Annotated in this window: 9 protein-coding genes and 1 tRNA gene; 3 read left to right on the top strand and 7 right to left on the bottom strand. The window is 41.2% G+C overall.

Features of this window, described 5'->3' with window-relative positions:
- Positions 1-16: 16 nt before the first annotated feature.
- Entirely contained in the window at positions 17-3,085 is a 3,069-nt protein-coding gene (locus tag QXL17_00050) for a DUF2341 domain-containing protein (GenBank protein MEM4257536.1), read from the top strand.
- A 62-nt stretch (positions 3,086-3,147) separates the two neighbouring features.
- On the opposite strand, the gene QXL17_00045 is transcribed toward QXL17_00050, so the two are convergent.
- Positions 3,148-3,220, bottom strand: a tRNA-Asp gene (locus QXL17_00045).
- 117 nt (positions 3,221-3,337) lie between these two features.
- On the opposite strand from QXL17_00045, the gene QXL17_00040 reads away from it, so the two are divergent.
- A complete protein-coding gene (locus QXL17_00040) occupies positions 3,338-4,066 on the top strand; it encodes a hypothetical protein (protein ID MEM4257535.1) in 729 nt (242 codons plus the stop codon).
- Between the two features lie 13 nt (positions 4,067-4,079).
- Here QXL17_00040 and QXL17_00035 read toward each other — a convergent pair whose 3' ends face one another.
- From QXL17_00035 to QXL17_00010, 6 genes are all read right to left on the bottom strand, one after another.
- Positions 4,080-6,056: a choice-of-anchor L domain-containing protein gene (locus tag QXL17_00035; protein MEM4257534.1), complete on the bottom strand. Its 1,977-nt coding sequence runs from the start codon at positions 6,054-6,056 to the stop codon at positions 4,080-4,082.
- A gap of 5 nt (positions 6,057-6,061) precedes the next feature.
- Positions 6,062-8,803, bottom strand: coding sequence for a laminin G domain-containing protein (locus tag QXL17_00030; protein ID MEM4257533.1), 2,742 nt, complete (start codon positions 8,801-8,803; stop codon positions 6,062-6,064).
- A gap of 80 nt (positions 8,804-8,883) precedes the next feature.
- The gene (locus QXL17_00025; protein MEM4257532.1) at positions 8,884-9,783 is read right to left on the bottom strand and encodes a type II secretion system F family protein; all 900 of its coding nucleotides are present in this window, start codon (positions 9,781-9,783) and stop codon (positions 8,884-8,886) included.
- On the bottom strand, positions 9,783-10,646 hold the full coding sequence (locus QXL17_00020; protein ID MEM4257531.1) for a type II secretion system F family protein: 864 nt from the start codon (positions 10,644-10,646) through the stop codon (positions 9,783-9,785). The genes QXL17_00025 and QXL17_00020 overlap by 1 nt, the downstream gene beginning before the upstream one ends.
- The gene (locus QXL17_00015; GenBank protein MEM4257530.1) at positions 10,643-12,535 is read right to left on the bottom strand and encodes a type II/IV secretion system ATPase subunit; all 1,893 of its coding nucleotides are present in this window, start codon (positions 12,533-12,535) and stop codon (positions 10,643-10,645) included. The genes QXL17_00020 and QXL17_00015 overlap by 4 nt, the downstream gene beginning before the upstream one ends.
- A 5-nt stretch (positions 12,536-12,540) precedes the next feature.
- Positions 12,541-13,758 carry a hypothetical protein gene (locus QXL17_00010; GenBank protein MEM4257529.1) on the bottom strand — a complete coding sequence of 406 codons (1,218 nt, stop codon included), beginning with the start codon at positions 13,756-13,758 and terminating at the stop codon, positions 12,541-12,543.
- A 267-nt stretch (positions 13,759-14,025) separates the two neighbouring features.
- Here QXL17_00010 and QXL17_00005 point away from each other — a divergent pair.
- Positions 14,026-14,948, top strand: a 923-nt coding sequence (locus QXL17_00005) for a hypothetical protein (GenBank protein MEM4257528.1), incomplete at its 3' end; no start/stop codon positions are given.

The following is a 14,948-nucleotide window of genomic DNA, read 5'->3' as shown; positions in this document are numbered from 1 at the left end:
AGAGAATGAGGAAAACATGGGGGAAATAAAACTCAGAACAATTGTCAGTACCGTTCTCCTTAGTCTGGGAATGCTTTTGTCAGTAGCCCAGATTCGATCTGTGGAAACGACGATGCTTTCTAGAGGTTTTCAGGATCGTGGTGGTTCCTTAGTTGTATGGCACGATGATTTTTTTGATACTGGTCGAATCGATGTTGGTTTGACGAGAAACTGTTCAATTGATACGTCAGCAGGAGTTATCACAATGCAGAATACGTATGCAGCTTGGACGAATCCATCGTTTACGCGAATGCGTCCCATCAATATTACAAATACCGGGTTGGTTGGTCTTCATAACTATGTTCTTGAGCTGAATATTCCCTATGATTCTGACATGCAGACTGATTATGATGATCTTCGTTTTACAAACGCTCAGGGAATTTCCTATGAGTATTGGATTTTAGAGCGAACTATGGGTGTTTCAGCACGTGTCCTCGTGTTAATTCCATATATCGCTCCGCAGCAAACCATAACGATGTATTTGTTTTATGGAAATCCAACTGCGGTTGATCAAGGAAATTTTAATAGTGTGTTCACGTGGCAGGACCTCACGCAACCTGATGTTATGATCTCGTATAAAAATGAAAATGAAGGAGCATGGGATCCAGATGTTGCCTATGGCGGCGGACGTTTTCTGACCGCTTGGGAGGAACGACTTGGACCCGAGGATCTTGGTTATTATCTCGAACGTTCGCTTCCTTCAGTGATCCTAGGTAGAACCTTTGATGTGAATGGATCAAATCCGCAGCCACCAAAAGAAACCGGAGATATCAGAATTTCACGACCTGATGATACTTCGTATCATGCAGAGAACCCATCGATTGCATATGGCGCTGGTAAATTTTTTGTCTGCTGGGAGGAAAATCCAGCAACAATTGCTGATCGATTTAAATCAGATATCAAAGGAGCTTTTGTCGCACTCAATGGAACCGTGCTTTCGCGATTTACAATTTGTAGCAATGCTGATGGCGGGCAGTATGATCCGCATGTGTGCTATGATGCTAGAACGAATCGCTTTATGGTTGTATGGGAGGATGCACGGGCTGGTGCTGATAACTATGACATCTGGGGGAAAATCTATTTTCCCAGTGGGACGTCCTATGTTGAGTTTTGTGTCACCCCTGGGGAAGTGCATTGTCAGTCTGATCCATGGGTATGTTCTGATGAACAGGGGAATTTTTTCGTTGTCTATGAAGATGGGTATGATCCTCAGATAGGACCGTTTAGTTTGAAGGCAAGACGTTTTTCTCCAACAGGTCCTGGAGGACAACCAGTACAAAATGGTTCAACGATATCGATTGCTACTGGTAGTTCGACGGTTGATCATATCTTCCCAGCGGTTGTTTACAATCCGGTTTCCCAGCGGTATCTGGTAACGTGGAATGATGCTGATATCAGTGTTGATCCTACAGTTCGTTCGAGTTACGATGGTAATATCTGGGGGAAAATCCTTGATGTGAATGGTGCAACAGTGATCACGAATTTTATTATAACACCGGGAACGAGTAACATTCGAACTGATGTTGTGCCGTTTTTTAACAGTATGTTTTTTGTTTCGTATGATAGCATTCTTGGGGGAAGTACTGGGATTTGGGGAAAACTTGTCTCATCTTCAGGAGTTATCCATGGTGCTGAGGTGCAGCTGACTGATGGGTCGTCGCAGAATGTTGATTGGAATAATCTTGCAGTCGGTGAGGGTAATATTTTCTGTATTTGGGAGGATGAGCGAGATGTGGTTTCATTGTATGCTGATGCATTTGGATCGGTGTGGAGTATCACCCAGAAGGTCGGATCACCATTTGTCAGTTATGCTCTTGGAGAGGAGTATAAACTGATTACCAATGCAGTGGTTACATCAACGGTGATCACTCCAGATAGTGAGTTTATTCGCTGGCATCGTTTTTCTGCAGCATATACAGTTCCAGTTGGTGTTGTCCGGTTTGATATTTTGAATGCTGATGGGACTGTTGTTTTACGTGCAGATGTGAATCCCGGTGAGGATTTATCAGCGATGTCGGAGCGGAGCTGCAGACTTCGTGCAACGCTTACCCGTTCCGTACCAACAAGCTCACCTGTTGTTGACGCATGGAATATCAGCTGGTATCGATATGCAGATATGGAACCGCCACATACTCAGATTTTGTTCGACCCTGCGGTTCCTGATGGGAGTAATAATTGGTATACCAAACCAATTCGATGTACGTTTGTGGTGTCTGATAATGATTCAGCTCCAAGTAATATCACGACGTTCTATCGGATGAACCAAGGTGAGACAAAGGTGTATGATCCAGCAAACCCGCCGTTTATTACGTCTGAACGGCCTGATAATATGATTGAGTACTGGTCAAAGGATACTGCTGAGAATGAAGAAACACCGCATCATGTGATAACAAATATTGCGCTTGACCGAAGTCCTCCGATGGTCACAATTGTGAAACCTCCTGAACTGGTATTTCAAGGGTTAATTCGAATTAATGGTTCGGTAACTGAATATGCTTCTGGATCTGGGATACAACGCATTGAGATCAGACGTGGGAGTGATATACTGTTCAATGCAACATATACTGGAGAGAAAATCAAATGGTTTGACACCAGTTTTTCTGCGTCGTATGGAGAAACATATGATATTTTGGTGATTAGTGTTGATCAGGCAGGGCTTCGGGGTATTGATCGTCGAACTGTGCGTTGTTCGGAGAAGGGGATCTATCAAATTGGGTATCTTTATATTACGAACCATGATAAAATCGGACCCGTACACCTGCTTACTCGTCTTGGTGTTGCAGTTGTAGTTGATTTCAATGTTTTAGTATGTGCTGCTGCAGAAATTCCTGACAATGCTGTTGCTGTTGAGTTTGTTGCAACGCAACAGTTTCTTAAAAAAACGTATACCTGCTGGGATACGAATGTTTCTGATGGTGCAATCGTAAATCTCAGTATTCCGTCAGGTTTTTATGAGTTATCTGCACGGTTGTATGACGCAGATCAGCATCAGGTTGGATCTGTGGTGTTGATCAAGAAAATTCTCGTGGTGATACTACAAGGATAATACATCACATCAGTTTTTCTCAAAATTCGAAGACAGTTCTATCTGGTATAGAAGAGTTGGAACGCCCCGGCTGGGATTTGAACCCAGGTCGAAGCCTCGACAGGGCTTCATGATAGGCCACTACACTACCGGGGCAGGGTTTTTTGTAACACTTGTAAAAAGTGGTTGATTGCAGAGGAGGGTAAAACCCTGCTCTTTTTTTAATCTTTTGATGAGCTGATAGATGATTTTATAAGCAGCTAGTTGATGCTTATGATGCTAGTAAACAATGATGGTGAGGTAGCTATGGCTCGTGAATTTACAAAAAATATGTTTATTATGCTTGTGTCGATTATGATTGGTGCGATTATTATTACTTATTTTGTTGCTGATATTGTCAATCGGTCGACCATTGATACGATTAGAATTGAGCATGCAACAGAGATTACGACGATTACGAGTACCAATGAAAATTTCACTGATTTTTTCCTCCAAGGGTCGATAAAGATGGATGCGGCTCGTGAGGCTCGAGAGGTCGGTAATTATTATTTTGATTTTGCGTTGTATTGGTATAGTACTGCGCTGGTTACACTGAATTCATCATCTCGGAATGAAACAATTGATAACTGTATTGAGAATTGTTCGAATGCACTGCAGAATTATTGGAATTCCTATACTCGGTTTGGTGAATCTAGACCACGATTTGTCAAAGCGCAGAATTATACTTCGAAAGCAAAATACCTTGAAGTGTTAGGATATTATGTGCAGTTTGCTGATGCGGGAAAAAATATTACGTATCTTCGATACAATGCAAGTAATTACCTCAGACAGATCGCCGAAAATCTGTCGATAGGTGCTACGGCGAATGTTTCTATGTTGCTTGTGCTGTTTAATGAAACTCTGGTGTTGTATCAAGAACAAGTTCAGATGTATAACAATCTGAAGCAGCAGATTAATGAGTATACGTTTTTTGAGACTGATCGAACAAAACCAGGAACCTAAAAAAGAAGAAGAATTAGTTTCGTGGTTGGAGTTCAAGGAGATGATCATCCCAGAAAAAGATGGGACAAACAATTGGATCAGCTGTAGTACTCCATTTGATGCTGCTGAGATCTGAGAATGGTGTACCCAGAGTTCCTGAGGTGCGATCGTCAACAACTCCTTGGTTGCTTTGATAGAGTTTGTAGGTGATTTGTTCGTTGCTGGTTCTTTCAATTCTTAGTTTATACCACCACGTGTCACCGAGAACTCCTCCATATAGAGCACCGTTAGTGAATTTGGAGTTCAGTTGTATCCACGTGTTCCCTGGTGCCAGGTAGTATATTTTTGCAAGATACTCTAAGGGCAGTTCAGTTCCTTCATTGCTGTAGAGTATTTTGATTTTTGCAATGGTTGTCCCTGCAGTGTTTTTGAACTCAAGGTATAAATCATAGGGTTCACTGGTGTTTCCACAGGCAAACCAAATTTCCCATGCAGTGACATCACAGTTTAATGCACGCAGTGAATAATTCCAGTATTCAAAGCCGGTTGAGCTTCGCAGTTTTGTTTTAAAGGATTTTGGCGTGTGATAGTGGTAATCACCAGCAACCGAAAATGCACTTTGGATCGATTGTGTCGTTGTTTCAAACCAGAGTATGTCCTCGTAGCTTTGCGTTGCTTTTTCACCAGTTGGATCATTTGCAAAGTTTTCTATGAGTTGTACGGGTACTTCAAATGATGAGACGATGACGATGGTTGGGTCATCATCACCAGTGTCGCCATCGCCATCAATGTCGATTCCATCATCAACGTTTGGGTCATCACTGAGTTCTGTTTTGTCGTTGATTCCATCTTCATTACTATCCCAAAATACCGTTCCTTGATTTGAGATGATTGTTCCATCAGCAAGAGATTGATTAATCTGAACTCTGAAGGTTAAAATGACACTACTTTGTGCAGGGATACCACCATCCCAGGTGATTTTGTTCTGAGATGCGCTATATGCTATTGTTCCCGAGCTTTTTGTTGCTGAACCTGGGATATAGGTGGTGAATTGTGGGATTAAATCTTCAAATTCATATCCAGGGTTGTTGGTTTGCGGTGCAGTTCCAATGTTACTGATGGTGATTCGATATTCGAGGATATCCCCAGGTTCCGGTTCATCACCGTTGAGATCAACAACGGTTTTTCGTGCGATGAGGTTTGCCTGGGCAAAACCAGTGAAATGGAGATTGTCAATAAATGCGGTACTGTCAAATTGATTGTCGCCGACATCAACGATATCAAAGGTAACTGTGATTTGTTCGTTTGGTGATACTGGGTGTTCTCGACCGGTGAGCGCTGTTGCACCTGCATCAGCTGCGCCAGGAATTGGTGTTGTAGTTAGCCAGTCAACATCGCTCGGATTGCCGCTCGTTGCAAACACATCAAATCCACTTCCCAGTATGTCGTTTGCATTGAGAACAAAGTCACCACCGTTGACGTTGATGATATATGTTGTGGTTCCTTGGGATGGTGATTGGACAGTTATGGTTAGCTGATCGTTATACTGGCTGTTGAGATAATCAGGGTATTCAGTGGTGAAAAACTGAACGTCATAGTAGAGATAATGCATGAATGCTGGTACTTGCAACGTTAAGGTGAGTGTTGCACGATCTCGTGGAGTTCCGTATTGTCCTCCTCGGAACCAGTTTCCTCGTTCACTGCCAGGATTTAATCCATTCGATGTTACTGGGTAGATTCCTGCGATGCCGGTACTTAAGAGTACAAATGACGAGCCATGGGTTGGTTGTATGATGCCAAGACCGGTTGATACGCATGCTTGTCTGGTTCCGCTGGAATCAGTATCAGTGTACGATGAGCTGATGAGGGTTGCTGGATCAACAAGGATTGCAGCAGCAAGATCTGCACCATTGTATGTTCCTGCATGAACTGTTTTTAGTGGCATCATACTATGTACTATTACTAGCATGCAGATCATGAGAAGAAGTACATGCGGTATTTTTTTTATCATGATTGTTATCCTCCTCCATAGCTTATGAGGTACAGGATGTCTGATTCGGTGGAAGCATCATCTTGGGTGCTATCATTTGGTGTGACGATGCATTTCCAGGTTTGACCAAGACTTGTTTCTTCAGCTACGATAACGTTTTTTAACGTCGTTCCATCTTTTTGGTTGAGGTAGTTCTGATAGATTTGTTCTGAAGAAAGAATTCGATTGTAGATGCGGAGTTCATCAATAAGTCCGATGAAGTTTTTCTCTTCACCTGTTGGGATACCGGTTATTTCAAGATCATCAATGACGATATAGGCATTTGGAGATGAGCTTGTCCATCTGAATTGGAGTACCACTGAGTCGATAGTATCAGGTACTATTGCTTCTACTTTTATCCATGGGGTTTGTTGTTCTCCTGGTTGCGGAGTACTTAATTGAAACAACGGAACCCATGTTGTACCATCTCGGTAATATACACCAAAGGAATCAGATGTTTGTAATTGTTTGTAGCTATACCAGAATGAGATGATGATATCATCGTACCCTGTAACATCGATGGGGTTTCTGTTAAATGCGGTAGAGTATGGATCGAAATCACCGGTTCCTCCCAGAGAGTTTGAACCGCTATGGGGATTGATCATTGCTGATGGAAAGATGTCAAAGATGCCTTGATCTGCCCAGAGGTGGAGGAGGATAACGTCGATATCCCAGCGGTCTTGTGATGCATCGGTTGTTTCTGAGGTTCCTTTGAACTGGATGGTATAAACTGAGGAGATAAGTCCTGTTGCGGTAAAATTCGACCAGCCTGTAGTTGTTATTGTTCCTAATGGAGACCACATTGACCCGGTCCAGTAATTTACTTGAAGGTGTTCAGAACCGGTGTGTGAGGTAACATAGATGCATATTTCTTTATTGACAATGGTGTATGTGGCTGATGTCCATTGATATTCAAAGTCGATTTGATATTTGAGGTTGTTGATATCGGCGTATAAGACGCGGTAATTGTATGTTCCTGTTGTGGCATCGGTTGGATTGGTCGGTGAAGAATAACTATTTGTTGTATCTATTTTGCTGAATCCACCTGATGTTGATGAGTAGTACAGATAGAGAGCATTGGCATCGGTTATTACCATGATCCAGTAGGGTTGACCATTGGTGACAATCGGTCGTGACCCTGCTGGCCAGGTTCCGATTTTATTTCCTGCTGTTGAACTGACTGAAAATGAGGTGCTGATGCCGTTGGGGAGAATGTTTCCTGAGGAATCACAGATGATGATTTTTGCATTTCGTGTCCCGGTGTTTGACCTTCCATAAAAGGTTGCCTGGTAGATTTCTCCTGTTGATGTTGCTGTAAACACCTGGCCGTACATTTGATTTCCGTTGATGGTGACATATGAGGATCCGCTTCCTGAATTTTTTCCTAGGATACTTGTGCCTGCATCTTGATCTGATTCTTGGATGGTCATGACATTGTTGTCAACGGAGATGCTCTGGGCATTGGGAAAGTTACTTTCACTACCTTTGTCTGCAACACCGTCAACATTGCTTGCTGCGGTGTCAACGTTGTCATACACTGAGGTCATAATTCCTGAGGTGTCTTCACTCCAATAATTTCGTTCTTCTCGATTTTCGAAATCTGTTGAAAACAGGTTTTTTCTGTTTTCTGCAGCGTATCCTTTCCCGATATATCCAATAGGTGTTTCTCCGGTGCCCAGCGCTGATCCTGGGAGGTGCATTCGTTGTTGTATGTCGAGTAATCCATCGACGTAAATTGCACCGTTACCTGTAACCGAATTGTAGGTGACCAGAATATGATGCCAAAGGTTGTCATCGACTCTGGTGTTTCCAAGGATATCACTGATGCCATCGGCTGCTTTCGTGGTCCATTTGACAAATCCATCAGATATTGCAAGTTCTAGGTATTTTTCACGGTTGAACGAAAGTATAGTTCCTGATGAAGTACTGGTTTTTATCCATGCCTCAAGAGTAATTTTTCCAAGGTACTCATCATCGAAACAATAGGGAAACGAAATGTAGTGATTCCCAGAGTATTGATATGCTCCACCGACACGACCGATGCTGGTCCATATGGCATCTGCAATTGCTCCATGGTTATCATTTCCTGAGTAATCACGAGTTTGTGTTCTATCAAACGTGTCAAACGGCATGATCAGTTGAGCGAATGGTTTAAATTGTCCTCCGCTTGGTTTCAGCATCCAATTGTAGATGTAGGTTATTGGGTTGATGGTTGGATGTACAAAATGGTAATAACAGATTATATCTTCGTCAGGACTGTTGGTTCGAAGGGTGGAGATGGGCATCGAGTATAATGCTGGTGTGTCTGGTTCTTTTTGTTCACGTCCTTCGAGAATCCCTTCGAAGACAACGGTTTTTGTCCCCGTATTTGTATAGGTATAGACGGTGATTCGTACTTTGTCGTCAGGGTTGGTGAGACTTGGGAGGAGTGAAGGAGGTGTTTTACCTCCGATCTCCCATGGTGATCCCGTGGATTTGTAGATAAGTTCACCATCGACATAGATTTCATAGTTTGATAGAGAGGGTCCGCCCATGTGTTCAATGATTGCAGTTCCGTCGCTCGTTACGTATCCGACGAGATGAACGTTTGGTTCTTTTGGTGGGAGTGGTACTGGGAGTACTTGATTGTAGATTACACCTGCTGCTACGACGGCAATAATAAGTAAAAGCATTGCAGCAATAATCTCTGACTCAGCTATATTGTTAGCACGAATCATGCTATCTACCATCTCACCCAACCTTATATATTCTTCTGGCACTTCTCCTTTATAAGGATTCTGTGACATTTTGTCAGAATGGAAAAAGACTCTTAAAACATGATTTTAAACACTGCTAGCGAGACAAGTACGAGGATAAACGCCTGGCGGATACCTGAAGAGATATTTCCCTCCATCATAAAACCACCAAGCAATCCGCCGCCCATACTCTGTACGAACACAAACGTAAAAAACATATCACGAACCGCGGTGGGATCAATCTGTGCAATCCGAAGTCCACCGATTGCTTTTCCAGCCATCTTCCCCTGAATATCAAAAATAGCTGAAAAAATCGTCGTATTGATGACGATGATCACTGCAAGAAACACAAAAAAACTAATAAAAATAACAATGCTGTACATCGACATTTCGACACGCCGTTGCTGTTCAACTCGTTTAATTTGATCTAATTCTTTGGCAGCTGAGTTAAAAACTGCTGCAGTGTTTCCACCGATTTCCAATGCTTTATTTATTGTAATTGCAAGACGTTTAACCTCGTTGGTATTCACCCTTTTTGCAAAATTCGTCAATGCTTCGTTGATCGGGATGCCCCACGAAAGCTGTGCGGTCATCATTTTCAATTCTGAGGTGAGACCACCGTAATCACCTTCAGATGCTATACGTATCGAATCATAAATCGTCATACCGGATGCAGATGAGTTGGCAATATCACGTAGCAGATCAGGAAGATGGTCTTCAACTTCTTTCCGTCGTTTCATCTTAAGATGATTATAAAAACCAATAGGGCCAATACATCCGAGGACGCCAAATACAAAATAGTCAATCGCTGAAAAGAAATTTGTTGGAATAATTGGCTTTTTTATCAATGCGAAAAAACCAAGAATAAAAAATATGGTTGCTAAACCAATTGAGGCGCAGATAATGATATCAACGGTGATATCTTTCCCGTAACGCTTGTTAATGTCGTATGGTTTGTCAAAAATCTTTTTCATTATACTGATTCCCCCATTCCTGATTTCATCATTACATAAAAACCAAAATATGCCATTGGAAGAATCACAAGTGACAAGATGTACAGAAAACTAAATGAGATGCCGCCGCTAGTGAGCCCCATAATAGAAATTATAATCACCAGAAACAATGGAAACGCAATCACGGTTACCACAAAACTTTCAGCCATAATCGCCAGAGATTCAAGATTCTTTTTTCGTTCTTCGAGATCATCAAACATATATCGTTCTACGCATCGTTCGAAATACGGCCCAAGTTCACTTCCTGATTGGATAACACCGATAATCCCCTGGATGAAATCTTTAAATTTTTTTGATGGAGAAATCGCAATTGCATGTTTTAATGCTGTAATGGTATCGATACCCATAAGTTCAATCTCAGTCGTGATTTTTTTTGCCTCTTTCTGAACTTCACCATAGAGTTCAATACCTGCGAGCGTGCCAAAAATCTCAGATGGAGAGATACCTGCAGCAGACATGGTGTTGACAAAGTTAGCAACATAGGGGAGATATCGGTCAATGTTTTTACCACGACTTTTTGCTTTTGAAGCAGGAAGCTGAATATAGATTAAACCGATGAGCACTGGCACCAGAGAAGTGACTACAAGTAACAATAGTGCAGTTGTTGGATGTGGAACTAACAGATACAGAAACAGCGTTGTTGAAAACGAAGCGATAAATCCAATAAGAATATTCATCAAAACCATAGAGTAATACTCTTGGTAGACCATGCTGATATCTGCTTTTTCTAACAACCGATTTTTACTGGTTTCACTGATATTCATTTTTTCAAAAACACCTGAAAATACCCGACGACAAAACCGTGTGTACTTCGTCGATTTCATGGTTTCATATCCTTATAAACCTGTTCGAGTACTCTCTCAGGGAATTTCCGATACAATGCAATGATTTCACCGAATTTTTTATAGTCCCTGATGTCTTTTTTTACCATCCATTCAAGAATCAACTTCCGGCGGTCGAGTTCTTCTTCAAGTTGTTCATCAGTCCAATCATTCTGCTGTTTGATCGTATTAAGAACCTTGCTCGTTCGACTACATTCAAAACGGTCATCTGTTTTTGAAACCCAGGTAAATGGCGCCATAAAAATGAGCTGGTTTGTGTCACTATCTAGTTTTATGATCTCGGTAACACTCGTCATCCGTCGAACCATTTTTCCCCCAATGTTTACCGCGTTTTGAAAGACGATGATTTCCAATGAGGTAAGTAATGCTCGGGGAAGAGAAATCGGCGGATTTTCTAATCGTTGGATAAGTGTATGAATCGTACTTGCATGAACTGTTGCATACGCAGTATGGCCAGTTGCCATTGCTTGAAAAAGACTGTATGCTTCTCGACCTCGGACTTCACCGACGATAATTACTCGTGGCCGCTGTCTGAGTGCCGCACGGATTAGATCAAACATGTCGATATCCTTTCCAGTTTTACTATCTTCGCTGGTGTTGAATCCTTTCCGGGTAGTTCCTGCAATCCAGTTTTTATGAGGAATGTTGACCTCTCGGGTATCTTCGATGGAGACGATTTTATGTGATTCTGGAACAAACAACAGTAAGGCATTCAATGCTGATGTTTTTCCACTTGCAGTTCCCCCGCAGAATAAAATCGAAGCTCCGTTTTCGATTGCCATCCAAAAATATGCAGCCATATCTAGTGAAATTGATTTAAACTTGATAAGATCAATTGGGGTGAGTGGGTTTTCTTTGAATTTTCTAATTGTAAATGTAGATCCTTTCGTAACGGTTCGTGCAAGGGTTGCCTGTAATCGTGAACCATCAGGTAATTTTCCATCGATGATGGGTGAATAGATCGATATTTGTTGACCTGAGATTTGGCAGAGTCGTACTACGAAATTATTGAGTTCTTCTTCACTTTCAAAGTAGATATTGGTATCTATTGCTTCATATTTTCGATGGTGAATAAAGATTGGCGTTTCCGGTCCGTCGCAGGAAATATCTTCAATCCCATCTTCGTGCATGAGGATGTCAATTCGTCCATACCCGAGAAAGTCACGGAAGATATGGTAAAATATTTTATCTTTTGAATTTTCAGAAAAACCAGATGTTTCGCTTTCATCTATTTTTTGTTTTTTCAATGAGAAGAATTTTTTCTTGTCTTGGTGTTCTTTGATCTTTTTGTTTTTCTCTGGTTTTGGTTTTTGCTCGGTGCTTGATAATTTTCTTTTTAGAGTTTTTTTATCAAATGTGATATTGTTATCTTTGATAATTCGTTCTAGTGTCTCAAGGCAAAATTTTTCTTTCTCTTCATACGTCATATCAAATGTGTTAATATCTGCAAGCATTTTGAAGAGATGGGAGAGTTCTTTTTTCAATTCAGCTTCATCATTTGTCAATTCCGGCTCGATGACCTCATAACGATATGTATTTGTTGTATGGTCAAAGACTATGCGTTTCTTCCCCATCTTTTTCCAACCATAACCCTCACTTTGCTCAAGTATCTCAAGACCGCCGTCATGGCAGATTGTTAAAGATGGTTCAGCTGTTTTGTTTTTTTGGAGTTTTGCTTTCGCAAGAAGACCCTGAGCTGTGTTTTCTTGAAGGATTTCTGTTTTTTGTGGTTGTTCCTGTGTTTTTTTCTGCTTTTTTTTTGAAGTCGTTTTCGGTTTCTTAACGATGTGATCTACTTTAGCTATCTCTGAAACTTTTTCTTCAGAAGGCTGTGGTTTTTTTACCTGGTATGCTTTTTCTAAAAGACCCATACACGTCACGATTTGATTTTATATTTACTCATCACTCGTTCATAAATCTCAAAATCCTTTGACTGTGCAAAATCTTCGATAACATTCTCGGGGAGCTTGCCGAGCAGCTCATCAGTAATCATAAGAACTTGTTTTACATCTTCATCTAAAACATCGACCTGATTTTCCGTGTACTGTTCAATAGATTTTTTGTGTTCTTTGATCTCAGGGTTTTGTTCGATGTTCATCTTTTTTTGTTTCTTTGCTTCTTTCAGCTGCAATTTTTTTTGTTTTTTCTCTTCTCTTTTCCGCTGTTTTTCTTCCTGTTTTTTCTTTTTTTCTTCAAGTTTTCGTAATTTTTTTAATTCTTTGGATTCTTTTGGTAGTTTCTTACGTTCTTGGTCATTTTGTTTTTGTTCACTGTCGGTCTTTGCTATCTCAGAAACTTGTTGTTGGCGTTGTTCTTTTAGTTTTAAAGCTTTTTCTTCGAGATTAATGGGGATGTATGCTTGCTCCTTTTCTAACTTTTGTAAGATTTTATCAGCATGTCGTTTACTGTTTAAATAAAAAATCTTCGATTTGCTGTCGCTCATTTGCAATGCTTCCGAAAAACAGTTTTTTATCGTATCTGCGGTTTTTCGCGATGCACGTATGTTTACAACTTCAACATGAGCATCAGATGGTTTTTCTATAGGTATTTTTGGTTCGATCTGCTTTTTTAGAATAGTAGTTTGCCGATTTTGCTGGTCATTCAAAAGCATAGTACTTGTGAAGTCACGTTTCATGAAGGTACGAAGGTTAATGATTTCTACACGGGGAGTATCATTAAGATTGAGTGCGTCTTTTTGCTCTAGTTCTTCTGGGAATGTTGAAATAAATCGAAACGGTGAAGAAGAACCAGGAATCTCCGGTTGAAATTCTTCAGGAATTGTAGGTTGGTGCGGTGTTAACGTCTGATGATGTTCAACGTGCTCAGGGTTACTTTGGGATTCATGTTCTCGTTGGAGTTGGGGATTAGATATAGTTATCGTTTTTTCAAGAGGCATTCGTTGTTCAACAAAAGAAGTTGTATCTGAGAAACAAACAGTGTGATCCCCGGTGTGGAGGTGTTCTTGAAAGATTGGATGATTTTTTAATATTTGATCAACTTTCTGCACCATTTCAACATGGAAATCAACTGAGGTCCCCATAGTTTCGATTTTTTTTTCAGGTGTCTTATTTTTTTTAAAGAGTGCGATACTCATAATTTTTCCCATCCTTTGTACTATTCGATACTACACTCTTATAGTATTTTGTTTGCATCCCAACAATATTTTCAAAAGCTAGTAAGCAGGTTTCGTGGTATAAATATTTCGTTGCAGTATCAGCATATCTTCTTGAGAATTCCGAACGAATTTCAGTTTCATTGAGAATTTCGTTTTATGATTTAAGCAAATTTTTATAAATGAATACTTGTTTCTTACCTAGAGATTTTCCCTTTTTAGGGGGCAGAAGGAGAAGGAGAGAAAAATATGAATAATACAACTAGAAAGATATCAGGCAAGTTTTTTTCACCACTTATATCGGCTATGCTACTGTTGTCAACCATGTCAGCGTTGCTTGTCGGTTTTATGCCAACAGCGCTTGCGGATGTGTCGGCTGCAACGGTCAGCGTTACTCCTCCAGTTGCAGGAACAGAAAATGCAACCTACAATATAGCATTTACACTTGGAGCCGGGGGCGGCTTAACATTGAATGAAGATTGGGTAAACATTACGTTTCCTGCAGGTACAATTTTGAACAACACGTATCTGGAAGGAACCGTCTCCCATGATACTACGACCAGACCTATTGAAACGAATTTCACGATCGTTGACGTTGACCACACACTCAACATCACCATGCCTATAAACGTATCCAATGGTGGTCAGATTTGGATAAATCTCACAAAAGGAATCACGAATCCGACTATTGCTGGTTCCTATAATTTATCGATTAATACAAGCAAAGAACCAGTATCTGTATTATCGGTAGGTTATACGATAGTTGCTGCTGGTGCTGCTTCTATGAGTATTACGCAGCAGCCGACTGCTACGGTTGCTGGTGTGGCGATTGCGCCGCCGGTGACGGTGTTGGTGGTTGATGCGTTTTCGAATCCGGTGTCTGGTGTGAATGTTGTGGTTGCTCCGTATTATGGTAATTTTTCGTTTGCTTCTGGTACGACGACTCGGACGACAGCTGGGAATGGTGTTGCGACGTTTAATGATCTGGTGATTGATACTGCGGGTACTGGGTATCGGTTGAATTTCAGTGTGAGTGGTATTAGTAATGTGACGTCGGATGCTTTCAATGTAGTTGCTGCTGGTGCTGCTTCTATGAGTATTACGCAGCAGCCGACTGCTACGGTTGCTGGTGTGGCGATTGCGCCGCCGGTGACGGTGTTGGTGGTTGATGC

This window comes from Candidatus Thermoplasmatota archaeon (assembly GCA_038884455.1).
GTDB lineage: Archaea > Thermoplasmatota > E2 > DHVEG-1 > DHVEG-1 > JAWABU01.
Note: the sequence above shows the minus strand (reverse complement) of the source record. Positions and strands in the feature narration are given on the sequence as shown.